The 17007-nt window shown below is 38.8% G+C and carries 13 protein-coding genes; 11 read left to right on the top strand and 2 right to left on the bottom strand.

Translation table 11 applies throughout. The features are described 5' to 3' along the window. Positions 1–187, bottom strand: a 187-nt coding sequence (locus COJ96_RS29085; protein ID WP_218936556.1) for a hypothetical protein, incomplete at its 3' end; no start/stop codon positions are given. A 65-nt stretch (positions 188–252) separates the two neighbouring features. Here COJ96_RS29085 and COJ96_RS26790 point away from each other — a divergent pair. The 4 genes from COJ96_RS26790 to COJ96_RS26805 all read left to right on the top strand — a co-directional run bounded on the left by COJ96_RS26790 (position 253) and on the right by COJ96_RS26805 (position 6158). Next, positions 253–1632 carry a S8 family peptidase gene (locus COJ96_RS26790; protein WP_251460758.1) on the top strand — a complete coding sequence of 460 codons (1380 nt, stop codon included), beginning with the start codon at positions 253–255 and terminating at the stop codon, positions 1630–1632. Positions 1633–1940: 308 nt separating this feature from the next. Continuing rightward, positions 1941–2363 carry a hypothetical protein gene (locus COJ96_RS26795; RefSeq protein ID WP_098576677.1) on the top strand — a complete coding sequence of 141 codons (423 nt, stop codon included), beginning with the start codon at positions 1941–1943 and terminating at the stop codon, positions 2361–2363. A gap of 46 nt (positions 2364–2409) precedes the next feature. Then, entirely contained in the window at positions 2410–4842 is a 2433-nt protein-coding gene (locus COJ96_RS26800) for a molybdopterin-dependent oxidoreductase (protein ID WP_098576678.1), read from the top strand. A gap of 218 nt (positions 4843–5060) precedes the next feature. Beyond that, positions 5061–6158, top strand: a complete 1098-nt coding sequence (locus COJ96_RS26805; protein WP_098576679.1) for an L-dopachrome tautomerase-related protein — start codon at positions 5061–5063, stop codon at positions 6156–6158. A gap of 137 nt (positions 6159–6295) precedes the next feature. Here COJ96_RS26805 and COJ96_RS26810 read toward each other — a convergent pair whose 3' ends face one another. Further along, positions 6296–7795 carry a phospholipase D-like domain-containing protein gene (locus COJ96_RS26810; RefSeq protein ID WP_098576680.1) on the bottom strand — a complete coding sequence of 500 codons (1500 nt, stop codon included), beginning with the start codon at positions 7793–7795 and terminating at the stop codon, positions 6296–6298. Positions 7796–8129: 334 nt separating this feature from the next. On the opposite strand from COJ96_RS26810, the gene COJ96_RS26815 reads away from it, so the two are divergent. From COJ96_RS26815 to COJ96_RS26845, 7 genes are all read left to right on the top strand, one after another. Next, complete coding sequence (locus COJ96_RS26815) at positions 8130–10049, top strand: BglG family transcription antiterminator (protein ID WP_098576681.1); 1920 nt, start codon at positions 8130–8132, stop codon at positions 10047–10049. 419 nt (positions 10050–10468) lie between these two features. Then, positions 10469–10777, top strand: coding sequence for a PTS sugar transporter subunit IIB (locus COJ96_RS26820; protein WP_026565245.1), 309 nt, complete (start codon positions 10469–10471; stop codon positions 10775–10777). 17 nt (positions 10778–10794) lie between these two features. Continuing rightward, positions 10795–12135 (top strand): PTS cellobiose transporter subunit IIC, encoded by a 1341-nt coding sequence (gene celB, locus COJ96_RS26825; protein ID WP_098576682.1) that lies wholly within the window; start codon positions 10795–10797, stop codon positions 12133–12135. A gap of 91 nt (positions 12136–12226) precedes the next feature. Further along, the gene (locus COJ96_RS26830) at positions 12227–12547 is read left to right on the top strand and encodes a PTS sugar transporter subunit IIA (protein WP_098576683.1); all 321 of its coding nucleotides are present in this window, start codon (positions 12227–12229) and stop codon (positions 12545–12547) included. Positions 12548–12695: 148 nt separating this feature from the next. Beyond that, complete coding sequence (locus COJ96_RS26835) at positions 12696–14189, top strand: family 1 glycosylhydrolase (protein WP_098576684.1); 1494 nt, start codon at positions 12696–12698, stop codon at positions 14187–14189. Positions 14190–14358: 169 nt separating this feature from the next. After that, positions 14359–15354, top strand: a complete 996-nt coding sequence (locus tag COJ96_RS26840) for a LacI family DNA-binding transcriptional regulator (protein ID WP_098576685.1) — start codon at positions 14359–14361, stop codon at positions 15352–15354. A 182-nt stretch (positions 15355–15536) separates the two neighbouring features. After that, positions 15537–16988 (top strand): sucrose-specific PTS transporter subunit IIBC, encoded by a 1452-nt coding sequence (locus COJ96_RS26845; RefSeq protein ID WP_098576686.1) that lies wholly within the window; start codon positions 15537–15539, stop codon positions 16986–16988. Positions 16989–17007 lie beyond the last annotated feature (19 nt).

The following is a 17007-nucleotide window of genomic DNA, read 5'->3' on the forward strand; positions in this document are numbered from 1 at the left end:
AAACAAAAAAGACTGTCGATATAAAACCCGAAATCCTTCGGATTTGTCGACAGTCTGAAACACCGTTTGTTCTCAAACGGTGTTCTTTATGTATCAAGATTCGAGGATGATCATAAGACATTTGATGATAAGATTGATGTATTTTTTTTACTGCCTTTCTTAATGAAAGCCTTTTTTTATTTTCCACGTATTTCCTTCATTAAAATTCAAACCGTAAAACAAGCTAATAATAAAATGATTTAGAGGTGTCTTATGACAAAAATACCAAAGTCCTTATTGTTTACTGTTTCCATTTTTATTTTTTTATCCATAGGGTTACTATTCTTAGGAAAAAATACAAGAAACGAAGAGAATCAAGGAAATAAAACAGCTGCTGTCAAAAACAGATTGAATCCCTCTATAACCCGTGTTCAAAATGTTGAAAACGAAAAAAAGGTTCTTCAAATAAACAGCCTTTCCATGGGTCAAACCATAAAGAATCAATTAAGAAATGATCCTTCCGTTTTTCTAATTAAACACAATGAAAAAACGGAGAGTCATTATATTAAGAAAGAAGTAAATGTTACATTCAAGACTCTTCCACCAACAGAGGAATTAGAATCGATGGCACGGGAAATAAATGGCAAAATCATTAAAAATCTAAATTCTACGATTGTTTTTCGTTCTAATAAGCTTACGACCAAGGAACTTATTGAATATTTTAACAGACAGGCTATTGTTGAATTTGCTGAACCCAATTATCTTTATCTGCAAAATCAAATTGAACTTCCGAATGATTTGCTGTATAGAGAACAATACCAATGGAACTTATCGGCAATTCAAGCAGAAGCAGGCTGGGATATCACAAAAGGGGATGAACATATTATTATTGCTGTTATAGACACTGGCGTTGATCTGGACCATCCTGATTTGAGAAGACGATTAACAAATGGTTATAATGTACTGTTGAATAATGATTTCCCTGATGATGACAACGGGCATGGCACCCATGTATCAGGAATCATTGCATCGGAAACAAACAACCAAGAAGGCCTTGCTGGTGTCACCTGGTATAACAAAATAATGCCTATAAAAGCAATGAATGCTGAAGGGTATGGGACGACCTTTGATATAGCAAAAGGGATTTTTTGGGCAGTGGACCATGGAGCAGACGTCATTAATATGAGTTTGGGCAATTATCAGTATTCTTCACTTTTAAAAGAGGCAATCGATTATGCATACAATAAAAATGTTGTCTTGATTGCTGCAGCAGGAAATGAAAATACTATGCAACCGAGCTATCCAGCTGCTTTTCCTAAGGTTCTAAGTGTCGCCGCCGTAAGTTACACAGGACAACGTGCCCCATTCTCAAATTATGGAGATTATATCGATGTTTCAGCTCCCGGAGTCCAAATTCCGAGCACCTATTTTAACCAGCAGTATGCGTCCCTTTCAGGCACCTCTATGGCTTCACCACATGTAGCGGGACTAGCAGGTCTAATGCTTTCTGCAAACCCTAATTTAACTAACAAAGAAGTAATAGACATTATTAAGAATTCTGCTTATGATTTAGGAATCCCTGGAACGGATAACGATTTCGGTAGTGGTTTAATTAATGTAAAGAATGGATTGGAAGCAGCCCAAAATCAATAATCGGAAACTCTCACTCTGTATGGATATTCCTCCGATCTGCCACCCGCCGGAGTCATCCAATATTAATTAATATAGTTGTTCAAAAAAGCCCTTAGATTTAAATGATCTATGGGCTTTTCGTATGCATTAAAAGGGATACATCAAATTTTTACGGCTATACCGACTAAAAGAGGTACCTTGCTCCATTTACCTCTGAGAAAGAGAGGGAAGGTTCCATCTAAAGTATATTCCTCAAGTGATTGGGAAATTTAGTAAAGAATGTGAACCTGCCTGCAGCATTTTAATTATTATGAAAGAGAGGAAATTTATTGTTACAACTAAAAAAGTTATATTCAGATCTTCAAAACCAAACTGAAAAAGCAATAAAGGAAATAGAAAATTCTGATCACCCGATTGCGATTTTACTTCAAACTATTTTGAGAGAGCAACTGGAAATGATTAAAAAGCTAATGCAAGAGCTTGCAAATGATGGGGCCGAACTAAAGAACATAACAGAATTTCTGACTATTATTTATCATGATAATGAAATAGCCAACCCTACATTTCGAGCATGGAAAAGAGCGGTTGAATGGATGAGTCTTCCATACCAGGAATCAGTGAGTAATTTGGAGCCTTTGTTCCAGGAGATTAAGACCAACCTTGAACACGCAGCTGCCGAATTGGAAAGGATTTATGGGGCTGAGCAAACGAAGTATATCATTCCTTCTTTTTACATATCTGCCCTTCGCTAACAGCAAAATCCTTTATCTCACAACTAATATCCAAGGAGGAATTTCAATGTCCTGGGAAACTGAAAGAACCGATATAAATGTGTACAGCCAGGGAGATATCGATAAGTGGGTGTACAGTACTTGTAATATATGCTCAATCGGCTGCGGCTGCTATATAGCTGTGAAAGATGAGAAGATAGTTGGAATCAAGGGAAACAGTGCCCATCCCATTAACAGAGGCAGACTTGGCCCCAAAGGGGAAAATCAGTGGTATGCCAACAATAGCCCCGATCGTCTGTTAACTCCCCTGATCCGTGATTCTTCCGGAAAGTTGGTTCCTGCAACACGGGATGAGGCGATGAATTTAATAGTAAAAAAAGCGACCGATTCTCTAAAACAGAAAGGGTCAAATAGCATAGCCATCTATTCAACCGGACAAGGTCTCTTAGAGGATTACTATACAATCGCAAAGATTGGCAGGGCCGGCTTGCAAACTCATTTGCTAGATGCCAATACCCGGCTTTGTACAGCTACCACCGAATTTTGCTTACTACAATCATTTGGTGCAGATGGCAGTCCAACTTCCTTTGATGATGTAGACGAAACTGAAACGCTCATGTTGTTTGGACACAATGTAGCTGAAACGGGTACAGTGCTGTTTGAACGGATAATGGATCGTAAGAAGAAAACAGGAAAACCGTTCATTATCACTGTTGATCCTAGAAGAACACTGACAGCAAAGGCCGCGGACATCCATCTTCAGCTTTATCCTGGAACAAATGTGGCTCTTATAAACGGAATCCTTTATCTGATTTTAAAAAATGGCTGGATTGATCAAAACTTTATTGATAATCATACAATTGGGTTTCAAGAAATGGAGGAATCCGTAAAAAATTGGACCCCGGAGAAAACGTCTGAAGTAACGGGGGTACCTATCGACTTACTCCTGCTTGTGGCAGCACAGCTAGGGAAAACTCCATCACTTATCACCACCACTCTGCAAGGAATCTATCAAAGCGCTGATGCGACAACAGCTTGTGTCGCCATCAATAATTTGCATTTGATTAGAGGGTTAATTGGCAAGCCAGGCTGCGGACCATTCCATATGGCAGGACAACCAAGCTCATCCGCTAACCGGACAGCAGGCGGAGTGGGAACTTTTCCAGCACAGCGGAATTCGGCCAACCCGTCACATATACAAGAGATGGCAAGGCTATGGAATATGGATGAAGCGAAACTTCCGGTGGGGCCGGAAAAAGGGATTGAGGAACAAATTGATATGATGGAAATGGGCCAAATCGGCTTCTTTTGGAATATCGGCACCAATCCCATGGTTTCTCTTCCGAATAGACGGCGGGCCAAAGCAGCATTTGAAAAAACATTCGTTGTAGTTCAGGATCCTTTTTTAACTGAGACGGCGACCGTTGCCGATGTTGTTCTGCCAACTGCTTTATGGGGAGAAAAAGAGGGAGTGATGGAGAATACAGATCGAACGATTAATTTATTAAGAAAAGCCGTAAACCCTCCGGAAGGAGTAAGAACGGATTTTGAAATTTTTTTAGATTTTGCAAAACGTATGGGCTTAAAGGATCGTGATGGAAATCCGTTAATTGCTTACACAACAACAGAAGAGTGCTTTGAAGAGTGGAAAAATGTCTCTCGTGGCCGTCCTTGTGATATGACCGGAATAACTTACGACAAGTTAGAAAAGTATAATGGCCTTCGCTGGCCTGTAAATGAAGAGCATCCTGAAGGTACAACCAGACTATATACTGATTTTAAATTTCCTACAGAAACAGAATATACCCAAAGTTTTACGAAACATCAATTTACAGGACGGCCTTTAACAAAACAAGAATATGAAAGGAAAAATCCAAATGGCCGGGCCATCCTTTATCCAATCACCTATTTGCCACCTGCTGAACAGCCAACAAAAGAGTATCCAATGTGGCTGACAACAGGACGACTTGTTTGGCATTGGCATACCAGGACAAAGACCGCACGCTCACCTCTTTTGCATGTAGCTGCTCCCCAAGGATATGTGGAAATCAATGAGGCAGATGCGGAGTTACTTTCGCTTCTTCCCGGAGAACTTATTCGTATCTCGTCCCCACGTGGATGGATTGAGGTTCCTGCAAGAATTGGAAATGTGGTACAAAAAGGACTAGTATTTGTTCCATTTCATTTTGGCAGTTGGGAAAGACGGGAAGCTGCAAATGAGTTAACAGCGGATTTTACCGATCCATTATCCAAACAGCCAACATTTAAGCAATCAGCATGTAAAATCGAAAAGTTGCGGACCCAGCATATCGTTACGGAAGAAGATACTTTGCAATCGCTGGCTAATCAATATGGCATATCCGTTGATAATCTACAAAAAGCCAACGCATTCATTTCGCCCTACGATATTCAAATGGGAAAGATACTTGAGATACCGGCATCAACCATAAATGTACCAATACCACCGTATTTACCAGAGTTGAAGGATGGCTCGTTTTAAAAAGGGATTTTTAATGAGGAAGGGAAGCATGATTATTGCTTCTCTTTTGTTTTGATCTCGTCCATATCAGGACAACTTTCATCGTCCATTTCCGCCATCATCATTCGTCCATAACACCATCATCTTTGCATATAGAAAAACTTATTAAGGAACATGCACTAGAAAAAATATAAATCATATATAGGTGATATCCCGTTTGAATGGTTGAGGAGGATATTATGAAACCTATGTTACCTAGTGAAAAATATTTCGGTGATTTCGAATTAGTTTATCCATTTTATGGAGCTATGCCTACAGGTGTTACTGTTTCAGAAACTGGTCGTATTTTCACTTGCTTTCCGAAATGGGGAGACGATGTTAAATTTACGGTGGCGGAAATTGTTGAGGATCAATTGCAGCCTTATCCTAATTTACAAACTAATGTGGTTGACCCTGGGAATATCACAATGACTTTCATCAGTGTCCAAAGTGTAGTAGCTGATGGAAGGGGAACGGTTTGGGTATTAGATACAGCGGCACCTAATTTTTCTGAACCTATTAAAGGGGGGGCAAAATTAGTCGCCGTTGATTTAGAAACCAATACAATAAGAAAAGTATATACCTTTACAGATGATGTTGTCCTGCCTACCACTTATCTGAATGATGTCCGTTTTGATTTTCGTGTTGGGAAAGCAGGTTATGCCTATATAACGGATTCTTCTTCAAGAGGACCAGGAGCTATAATCGTCGTAGATTTATCAAATGGAAATGCCTTTAGACGGTTAAATGGGGCAAATTCAACTTCACCCGATCCCTATTTCATACCGAAAGTAGAGGGAAAAGTGTTGATGAATCGAAATAAAGATGGCAGTACTTCTCCATTTAGACTGGCGTCTGACGGTATTGCGATTTCTCCTGATGGAAGTGTATTATTTTTTTGTCCACTAACCAGTCGTCATCTGTTCTCGATCACAACAGAAGCCCTGAGAGACAGAAATATACGGGACATGGATTTACCTTATCATGTGGAGTATTGGGGAGAAAAAGGTGCGTCTGATGGAATGATCACCGATGCAAAGGGAACGGTTTATGCTGGAGATTATGAAAACAACAGTATCCGTAAAATATTGCCCAATGGCAAAATGGAAACTATCGTACATGATCCGAGAATTTTGTGGCCGGATACTTTTTCAATTGGTCCGGATCAATATTTGTATGTCATTGTGAACCAATTACATCGACAGCCTAGATTTCATTATGGAAAAGACTTACGACAGAAACCCTATAGTTTACTTCGTATCAAAATTGATGAATTTCCTGCTCCGACCTTTTCATAATAAAATCCAAACTGATCTGTTCGTTTGTATTTCTTCCCGGGGTTCTAATTAAATTTTCAAAAAAGCCCTCAGATTTGAATCGTCTGAGGGCTTATGGAATGTATTATTATGATTATTTTCAAAATAAAAGTTAATAGCTATAACAGCGGAAAAAGTAGGCGGGCCCCTTGCTGCATTAACCGCTGTGAAGGCGAGAGTTGCAATAAATCATCCATTCGCAATGGGACAGAATCACAAAGGTCTTGCTCAAACTGTTCTGTAAGATCTTTCGCCACATCTTTACTGTGAATAAATTCACTCACTTCGTAATTCAAACGAAAACTTCTCATATCGTAGTTTGCTGCTCCCACTTCTGCTACTTCCCCATCGATAACCATCGTCTTCGCATGTAGCATTCCTTTGTTATATAAGTAGATTTGGACCCCTGCCTCCAATAATTCTCCATAATAAGTAAAGCTTGCACGTTCTACCATTTTTTGGTCCCCTTGATGGGGAACCAGCAATCTTACACGTACTCCACGTTGCACAGCCGTCTTAAGCCCCATAATAATATCCTGATCTGGTACAAAGTAGGGTGTGGTGATATCAACAGTCTTTGTGGCTTGTGTTAACCCTATAAAGTAAGCTTGCCTAATAAAAGGTGTAGGAATACTTGGATTCCCTTCTACTGTCTGAACATAGGCTTGGTGCATTTTCTCATTAGCCGGAACTTTATTCGTCTTTGTTCGTTCAACCGTGCCCAGCTCTGTGCTCCATTCTGTCATCATGGTAAATGGTTTTAACCTGCTGGTTTTAGGAATGATTGAGGGTCCACCCTTTATTGTTTTCATTCCAGAATTCCCCTTAATGTATTCTGGTGAGGCAATCTTCCAATGGTTCTCGAAAACCATTTTCAAATCAGCTGAAGCTTCCCCAACAATTTTTACATGAGTGTCACGCCAGTGGCCTACATTTGGCTTTAATCCAGTATATTCTTCCCCAATATTAATCCCACCGGTAAACGCTTCTTTGCCGTCGATTAGGGCAATCTTACAATGATCCCGGTTATTCAATGTTGAAAATATCCAAGGGGGACGTAAAGGAAAAATAGTCCGGCATTCTATTCCAGCATCCATCATCCGAAAAACCTGATTTTTGGATAATTTCCTGCTCCCCCAACCGTCTCTTATAAACCGGATATGTACACCTTCCAATGACCGTTCAATCAGTAAGTCCGTCATGTACCTTCCGATTTCGTCGTCTCTATAGATGTAATATTCAAGGTCAATCGTTTTTTGGGCGTTCTGTATAGATTCCATAAGTTTTTCATAAGTATTCATCCCATTTATAAGTACTTGTACTTGACCTGACTTTACTCCATTCCCGGTTAAATGTTTCAATGCTTTCGCTATTTGCTGAGCTGAGCTGCCAAAAGAATCAGGAAGCATGTCTGATTCAGAAGAAATAATCGCTGGCTTTTTACTTCGATTCATACGTATCGGATTTGATGTAATAAGATAGAGCCCAAAACCAATCACAGGGAAGATAAAACTAATGGTTATCCAATTTAAAGCCACTGCTGGTCGCCTTACCTCGCGGATCGCCATAATGATCATAAAAATAGTATTTAATAAATAGAGTCCAAAAATCCATACCAATATAAAGCCCCCTCCTTTTTCTTTTAGAATGTACAAATGGTAACTCGTTTATAAGTTTCTTTAAAATTTAGTTCCATAAGGAAAACTGTATCGCATACTACTGAGCAATTAACTACTCTACTTCCTTTTTGGGGTTATTTTGAGATGTGCCGTTTTTTCAAATCATCCTAAAAGCCAAACCTATCCATTATTATGTGAATTCATTTACATAATAAAAAAATTGAACTTTTAGACTGGTAGATATAACATTCATTTTAAGAGATAAACTGCTATGATTATTGAATCAGCAGTTAATTGTATGAAGATCAACTCATTAAGAAAGGTGAGTAGATAAATGGTTTCAAAACGACAAAAAGACATCGTGTTGTCTTTAATGAAAGAGAAGGAACCTGTTACAGCCGAATGGATAGCAAAAGAGCTCGGTGTGAGTGATAGAACCATTCGTACCGAGATCAAGGAACTTCAATCACAATCCACTTCGCTAGGAATCATGATTGAATCGGTTCGAGGAAAAGGTTACCTATTAGATATAAAGGATACTGAAGTGTTTGAGCAGGAGTTTATTTCTAATGCGAATGATGCAATAAATGAAAGCCAATCTGATTTTTCTGAACAGGAAAATCGGGTTTTGTATATGTTAAAAAGATTTTTATTAGAAAAGGAACCTATAAAATTAGAAAGTCTTGAAGAAGAGCTATTCGTTTCCAAGCCAAAGCTTCAAAATGACTTAAAAATTGTCCGTGAATTATTGGAAAGTTATCATCTAAAGTTAGTTACAAGACCGCATCATGGTTCGCAGGCAGAAGGCGATGAATATATGAAGCGGCTATGTTTTTCGAATTATATTTTACGGCGAAACAGCAACTTAAACATTGACAGTCATTCCTTTCAACTTTTGGATCAAAATTTGTTTGAAAGGGTAAAGGAAACGATCATGAAAAAAGTGAATGAATACAAAATTGAGGTATCTGACATTGCACTCGAAAATTTGGCAACCCATATCACAATTGGATGCAATAGAATTGAAAAAGGATTTGTCATTGAAAACCTTGAACAAGATTTAATAGGAAAATATCCATTTGAAAAAATAGTGGCAAATGAAATTGTCAAAGAGGTAGAGGATTTTACGGGTTTGGAATTTCCCAAATCTGAGATTGACTATATTATTGTCCATTTGTTGGGGACAAAATTAATTCATAAGAATACGTTGAATGAATTTAGTAAATTTGATGAACTAGGCACCATCATTCAATGCATGTTGGAAAGATTGAAAACTGAATTAAATTGGAATTTCCAAGAAGATTCCGAATTCATTCAAGCACTGACTTTACACATTCGGCCAGCAATGAACAGGTTACGCTATAACATGAACATTCGGAATCCATTATTAGAGGAAATTAAACGAAAATATCCTATTGCCTTTGAGGGGGCAGCCATTGCGAGCAGATGCATCGACGATTATTTGGAGAGAGAGGTAGGAGAACACGAAATTGCATATATTGCCTTACATATAGGGGTAGCATTAGAAAGAATGAAGACAAGGCAGAAAAAAGCAAAACGGGTACTCGTGGTATGTGCGTCTGGTGTGGGCAGTGCAAGGCTTTTGTTTTATCGCTTACGAAATGAATTCAATGATGAACTCGATATTGTGGCTACAACCAATTATTATCAATTAAAAGAATACGATCTATCGTCTATTGATTTTATTATTAGTACGATCCCTGTAAAAGAAGAGATAGGCGTTCCAGTACTAGTCGTTAATACCTTTTTAGGGGAAGGAGATATTGCCAATATTCGGAAGGGAGTATCGTCTGGAAAAGAGTGTCAGAGCTATTTAGATAGATCCAAAGTGTTTATTCATAAAGACTTGAAGGATAAAGAAAGTGTTATCCGTTTTATGTGTGATGAATTATACAAACAAAAACTCGTCTCCAAAGATTATGTGAATTTGGTGTTGGAAAGGGAGGCGGTTGCTCCCACCAGCTTTGGGAATCTGGTGGCCATCCCTCATCCACTTACGCCGGAAACAGATGAAACATTTTGGACCGTGTGCACATTAAAGAGGCCAATCGAATGGACAGACAAACATAGGGTTCAATTTATTTGCTTGTTGAACATAAGAAAAGTACCTGAGAGTGATCTGGATAGTATGTATAAAAGGCTCATTGCTCTAGTTGAAAACAGTACAACGGTCCAAAAAGTTATTAAAAGTGAATCAGCAGAAGAAATTATAAAGATATTAAATGAATCTTAACTTATGCCATAGGAAAAGAACGAGGGTATTCCAAAAGGAATTCCCTTTTTTATATTGGGTCTAAAATTTACATGACAGTAACTTCATAATAATTTTTAGGCTGTGTTAAAGGAAAATGTTGATTTTGGCACCCTGTTGACCTTCGTTACAGGCACGAAGACTCCTGCGGGNNCAGGGGAGACCCCGCAGAAGCGCAGCGACGAGGAGGCTCCCCGGCACGCCCGCGAACCGCTTGTGCCCTGAACGGAAATCAACAGACTGGTTACACAGCCAATTTTTATTATATTTCCGTTACCTAACGGAAAAAACCTTTCTGTAAAATTAAACGCTTTCAACGTAAACTATAAAACATAAAGAGGTTAAAACACTTTAGATTGTTTTTCAAAATAACTTTTATGAATAATAGGAGGAATAAATCAATGAATATTTTATTATGTTGTGCAGCAGGAATGAGTACAAGTTTATTAGTAACCAAGATGGAAAAAGCAGCCCAAGAACAAGGGTTGGAAGGGAAAATCTGGGCAGTTGCAGCTAACTCAGTCAATCAGCATATTGACAATGCAGATGTCCTTCTTTTAGGACCTCAGGTTAGATACCTTCTTTCAAATATGAAAAAGTTAGGTGAAGAAAAGGGCATACCAGTGGATGCCATCAATCCCATCCACTATGGTACATGTAACGGTGCAGAAGTTTTAAAAACAGCTATAAATCTAGCCAATAATAAATAATAAAGGGAGAAAAGAAAATGAGTAAATTCAACAGCTTTCTAGAAGAGAAAGTCATGCCCGTTGCAGGAAAAATTGGTGCGCAAAGACACTTATTGGCTCTTCGTGATGGTCTTATTGCGACCATGCCATTCATTGTCATTGGTTCATTTTTCTTGATCGTGGCTAATTTACCGATTCCAGGTTATGCTGATTGGATGACTTCTATTTTTGGCCCAACATGGGCTGCTAAATTAAGTTATCCAGTAGATGCAACTTTCAATATCATGTCACTTATTGCAGCGTTCGCCGTGGCTTACCGACTAGCAGAAGGCTATAAGCTTGATGCAATGAGTGCGGGTGCAATTTCAGTTGCTGCTTTCATGTTGACAACACCATTTAGTTTCTTATTTACTCCAACTGGAGCTGAAGAAGGAGTTTTGGTAACTGGTGCAATTTCAAAAGCTTTCTTGAGCAGTAAAGGTTTGTTTGTTGCGTTACTTTTTGCCATTATATCAACAGAAATTTATCGTTGGGTTGTCAAAAAAGATATTGTTATTAAAATGCCAGCGGGTGTACCGCCTAGTGTTGGTAAATCATTTGCAGCATTAATTCCAGGATTTTTTGTTCTTCTTGTGGTTTGGGTAATCCGTTTACTTGTTGAAATGACTCCTTATCAAAGTATCAACGGTTTAGTTACGACCCTTTTAGGTGACCCATTAAAGTTGGTAGGACTTACTCTAGGTGGAACCATTGTTGCTGAATTATTCGTAACTTTATTATGGGCTACTGGATTACACGGTACAAACATTGTTAAAAGTGTAATGGAACCAATTTGGTTTGGTGCGATGGGTGACAATATGACGGCCTATCAAGCTGGACAGCCTCTACCGCATATTGTTACACAACAATTCTGGGATAACTTTGTTCACATCGGTGGAACAGGTGTAACATTTGGTTTGGTTCTATCCATGGTTATGTTTGCTAAATCTCAACAAATGAAAAGTCTTGGTCGTTTGGCGCTTGCTCCAAGTATCTTTAACATTAACGAGCCATTAATATTTGGTATGCCAATCGTGTTAAACCCAATCATGATTATTCCATTCGTCCTTACTTCAATCGTTACTGTTATTGTCACCTTCTTAGGAATGGATATGGGATTAGTCGCAAAACCATCCGGTATTGCAGTGCCTTGGACCATGCCGCCAATTATCTCAGGATATCTTGCTTCTGGCGGACATATTTCAGGTGCTATCATGAACTTAGTTAACATTGCTATTTCTTTTGTCATTTATCTTCCATTCTTCAGAATATATGATAAAGCGAAAAAGAGAGAAGAAGATGCAATGAATAAAGGCGAAACAAAGGAAAGTATCGCCTAAGAAAAAAGACTGGGTATTAGTTCGGGGACCCAAAATTGACAGGAGAGGATATTGTTCCTCTCCTAGTAAATCATATGAAAGGCTGTTAATCATGAATAAAGAGGAACTTTACAATCATGCATTTCAACTTATCCTTCATTCAGGAAATGCAAAAAGCTTAGCAATGGAAGCGATGTATGCAGCTAAAGAGGGAAATTTCGATGAAGCGGAAGGAAAACTAACCGAAGCAGATTCTGCATTTAATGAAGCACATCATGTCCAAACTGATTTAATCCAAAAGGAAGCGGGCGGAGATGACTTTAATCTTCCTCTTATTATGATTCATGCACAAGATCATTTGATGAACTCATTGACTCTAAAAGATTTAGCGAGAGAAATCATTGAATTGCATAAACTTATCAAAAAGGCTTAAAACAAGATCATCTTTCAGGAGGACATACAAAAGTTAAACATTGTTGGTAACTTTGCAAAAGGTATGTCATTTTTTAATTGCCCAATATTGGGCTTTTTTTATTAAAGATTATTTCGCATACTCGTTCTTAGAAAGGAAATGAAATTAAATGAAAAAAACATTCCCAGAAAATTTTTTATGGGGTGGAGCTACTGCTGCAAACCAATATGAAGGTGGATACAATGAAGGCGGGAGAGGGCTGGCAACAAGTGACTTCATAACAAATGGTTCTGCAGACCGTCCAAGAAAAATTACCATCCAGTTAAATGATGGCACAAAAACAATGGTAAACCGACGACCTACCGGGGACCCGAAAGTAGATACAATACCAGAAGGCGCATCAGGCTATATTGATGAAAATGTTTATTATCCAAGCCATAAAGCGGTAGATTTTTACCACCATTACAAAGAAGATATTGCTCTTTTGGGAGAAATGGGGTTTAAGTGTTTCCGGCTATCTCTTAGTTGGTCCCGTATCTTCCCAAAAGGTGGAATTGAAGGGGAACAACCAAAGGAGGAGGGGCTAAAATTTTACGAAGATATTTTTAAAGAATGCAAAAAATATAATATCGAACCATTAGTCACTCTTTATCATTTTGAAACTCCTGCTTATTTGGCTGAACATTTTAATGGATGGGGCGGACGTGAGACGATTGATTGTTTTTTAAGAATGTGTAAAGAAGTCTTTACAAGGTATAAAGATTTAGTTAAGTACTGGATCACCATTAATGAAATTAATGTATTAAATGGTTATGCCTTTATGGGAACCAGGGAGGCTGCTGCACAGGTACGTTATCAAGCAAAGCATCATATGTTTGTAGCGAGTGCACGTGCCAATAAGCTTTGTCACGAGATTATTCCGGATGCAAAGATTGGCTGTATGGTTGCATTAAGCTGCATTTACCCGAAAGATTGTAAGCCGGAAAATGTATTTGGAGCTTTGGATTACCGAAGAGGAGCTCTGATCTATTCCGATATCATGATGAGAGGGTATTACCCATCGTACGCTGGCCGTCTTTTTGAAGAAATGGGGGTAACTATAAAAAAGGAACCAGGGGATGATGAATTAATCAAGGCGCATCCTTCCGATTTTTTATCATTTAGTTATTACCGCAGCAGTGTATACCATACTGAAATTGTTCAGAATACCGATACAGGCGGACAAATGGGAGATGTAAATCCTTTCGTAGAAAAAACGGAGTGGGGTTGGGCAATTGACCCCATTGGGCTAAGATACACTTTATCTGAACTTTATGACCGATATCAAAAACCACTCTTTATTGTTGAAAACGGAATGGGAACCATTGATAAAGCAGATGAGAATGGATATGTGGAGGATGATTATCGGATCCAATACTTCCGGGATCATATTGCAGAAATGAAAAAGGCGGTTACTTTAGACGGTGTTGACTTAATGGGCTATACACCATGGGGCTGCATCGATGTAGTTTCAGCAGGAACTGGAGAGATGAAAAAACGATATGGTTTTATTTATGTAGATATGGATGACGAAGGAAACGGAACATTAGAAAGAACAAAGAAAAAATCATTTGATTGGTATAAGAAAGTGATTGCAACTAACGGTGAAGACCTTAGTTTTTAGATTAATTAATATCAAGATTAACAAAACATAAAACAGGTGCTCAGCATCTGTTTTATGTTTTATTTACGCGCATAAATCATCAAGATCCTGGCTTTAAAATTTAATGCGGTTGACTTTTCATGATACTATAATGAGTATATGAATTTGATATGTAATGAGGTTGAGAATCATGAGTACAATTTTAGATATTGCCAAGCTTGCGGGTGTGGCAAAGAGTACGGTTTCTCGGTTTTTAAATGGCGGCTCTGTTGGGGAAGCGACGAAGAAAAAAATTGAACAAGCGATAAAGGACACCGGGTATACGCCGAATCCATTTGCACAGAGCTTGAAAGCGAAGAAAACGAATATTATTGGCACGATTGTCCCGCGGCTTGATTCCTACGCTTCTTCGCAAACGTTAATTGGTATTGATGAGAAATTAAAACAGCTGAATTATCAAATGATGATTTCTAATACAAGTCAAAATCTGGAGCGAGAGATTGAAAGCATTTATAGCTTTGCTAATCAAAAGATGGCGGGGATTATTTTGCTTGCTACCGAAATCACGAGGCAGCATATCGAGGCATTTGAAACCGTTAAAGTTCCTGTTCTGCTAATAGGACAAGAGCATGAGGATTTTTATAGTCTAATTCATGATGATTTTTGCGCTGGTTATGAAATGGGGCGGTATGTTCTTGAAAAAGGATATCGGAAAATTGCATATCTAGGTGTAACGGAACGGGATATTTCAGTAGGGGTGAAGCGAAAACAAGGCTTTAAAAAGGCGGTTCAAGAAGTAGAGGATTGTGAAGTTCGATTCTATGAGACATTGTTCAAGATTCCAGCAGCGCAAGCTAGTGCAATGGAAATCATCCATGAATTCCAGCCTTCAATCATTGTTTGTGCGACCGATAATATTGCCCTTGGGGTGATGAAGGCTGCGTATTTAGAGGGGCTAACGATTCCTAAAGATATAGCATTAACGGGTTTTGGCGGATATGATGTGACAGAGATCATGCATCCAGGCTTAACGACAGCGAAGTTTTTTTATAAAGAAGCGGGGGAAACGGCTGCAAAACATATCGTAGAGTTAGTCAATGAACGCCCTGTCGAAAGAGTAACTATTTCTAAATTTGAAATTATTGAGCGGGAAAGCGTTGACAATTTCTTTAATCGTCCACTATAATAAAAACAACGAAACCGGTTCCAATCAAGAGAACCTTTTCACTTGGTAACAATTGAATTCGGTTTCTCTTTTAATTATTTATTTTTTTAGCACATTTTGGAACCGGTTCCGGTCGGGATTTATTTTTACTCAAAAATGGAACCGGTTCCTAAATCAAATCAAAGGAAAAGAGAGGGATTAAGATGGATCATAAAAAAATTGCGCGGGAAGTTCTTAATGCCATTGGTGGTCAGGAAAACGTATCAGCTGCAGCGCATTGCGCCACACGTTTACGTCTAGTTTTACATGATGAATCAATTGTTAATCAGTCAGAATTGGATAACATGGATGTCGTGAAAGGGACCTTTGCAACAGGAGGTCAATTTCAAATTATCTTAGGATCTGGAACGGTGAACGAGGTCTACAAGCACTTGGCAGAGATGTCTGGTCAAACGGAAATGTCAACGAGTGATGTGAAAGACGCGGCGGCGAAGAAACTGAATCCGATTCAGCGATTCGTCAAAATGCTGTCAGACATTTTTGTTCCAATTATCCCAGCGATCGTCGCTGGTGGTTTACTAATGGGAATCAACAATATCTTAACGGCTCCAGACTTGTTTATTGAAGGAAAATCCTTAGTGGATGCCAATCCAGAAATGGCGGATTTAGCAGCACTTATCAATACATTTGCCAATGCAGCCTTTGTCTTTTTACCGATTTTAATTGGTTTTTCAGCAACGAAACGGTTTGGAGGGAATCCTTTCCTTGGGGCCACACTTGGAATGCTAATGGTTCATCCGGACTTATTAAATGGGTACGGTTACGGTGCTGCGTTACTGAAAAATGAAGTCCCGGTTTGGAATCTTTTTGGGTTAGAGATTGAAAAAGTAGGTTATCAGGGAACCGTACTTCCTGTTCTTGCCGCGTCTTTTATTCTAGCAAAAATTGAAACATCTTTACGGAAGGTTGTTCCCTCTGCTTTAGACAATCTATTAACACCGTTATTGTCTATCTTTATTACCGGAGTTTTAACGTTCACATTGGTAGGACCGCTTACACGCTCAGCTGGTAATCTATTAACAGATGGAATTGTCTGGCTATATGACACAACAGGTGTCATTGGCGGAATCATCTTCGGTTTACTTTATGCACCAATCGTTATTACAGGTATGCACCATAGCTTTATTGCGGTAGAAACGCAATTGCTTGCTGATGTTGTGAAAACGGGTGGATCGTTTATCTTTGTTATTGCAGCGATGTCAAACATTGCGCAAGGAGCTGCAACACTCGCTGTGCTAAAGACGACGAAAAATGCCAAGATCAAAGGAACCGCCTCAGCAGCTGGAATCTCTGCCTTATTAGGAATTACGGAACCAGCGATGTTTGGGGTTAACTTGAAATTACGCTATCCATTTATCGGTGCCATTATTGGTTCTGCTGTCGGATCTGGCTTTGTTACAGTGTTCAAAGTTAAAGCAACAGCGTTAGGGGCAGCTGGTATACCAGGAATTATCTCGATTCGTCCAGATACAATTATTTCTTATGTGATCGGTATGGCCATTGCGTTTGCCGTAGCATTTATCGTTACGATTGTTTTAGCAAAAAGAGAAGAGAAAATAGCAGTTAAAAAATCATCTGGTCAAGCAGCAGCATAAAAAAGAATGAAAAGGGGAA

The organism is Bacillus sp. AFS073361 (genome assembly GCF_002567005.1).
GTDB lineage: Bacteria > Bacillota > Bacilli > Bacillales > Cytobacillaceae > Neobacillus.

Excerpts from the sequence above, each read along its gene's own strand:
- COJ96_RS26805 (WP_098576679.1), top strand. The coding sequence starts at position 5,061 with ATGAAACCTATGTTACCTAGTGAAAAATATTTCGGTGATTTCGAATTA.
- COJ96_RS26800 (WP_098576678.1), top strand. The coding sequence starts at position 2,410 with ATGTCCTGGGAAACTGAAAGAACCGATATAAATGTGTACAGCCAGGGA.
- COJ96_RS26815 (WP_098576681.1), top strand. The coding sequence starts at position 8,130 with ATGGTTTCAAAACGACAAAAAGACATCGTGTTGTCTTTAATGAAAGAG.
- celB (WP_098576682.1), top strand. The coding sequence starts at position 10,795 with ATGAGTAAATTCAACAGCTTTCTAGAAGAGAAAGTCATGCCCGTTGCA.
- COJ96_RS26840 (WP_098576685.1), top strand. The coding sequence starts at position 14,359 with ATGAGTACAATTTTAGATATTGCCAAGCTTGCGGGTGTGGCAAAGAGT.
- COJ96_RS26845 (WP_098576686.1), top strand. The coding sequence starts at position 15,537 with ATGGATCATAAAAAAATTGCGCGGGAAGTTCTTAATGCCATTGGTGGT.
- COJ96_RS26830 (WP_098576683.1), top strand. The coding sequence starts at position 12,227 with ATGAATAAAGAGGAACTTTACAATCATGCATTTCAACTTATCCTTCAT.
- COJ96_RS26820 (WP_026565245.1), top strand. The coding sequence starts at position 10,469 with ATGAATATTTTATTATGTTGTGCAGCAGGAATGAGTACAAGTTTATTA.
- COJ96_RS26835 (WP_098576684.1), top strand. The coding sequence starts at position 12,696 with ATGAAAAAAACATTCCCAGAAAATTTTTTATGGGGTGGAGCTACTGCT.
- COJ96_RS26790 (WP_251460758.1), top strand. The coding sequence starts at position 253 with ATGACAAAAATACCAAAGTCCTTATTGTTTACTGTTTCCATTTTTATT.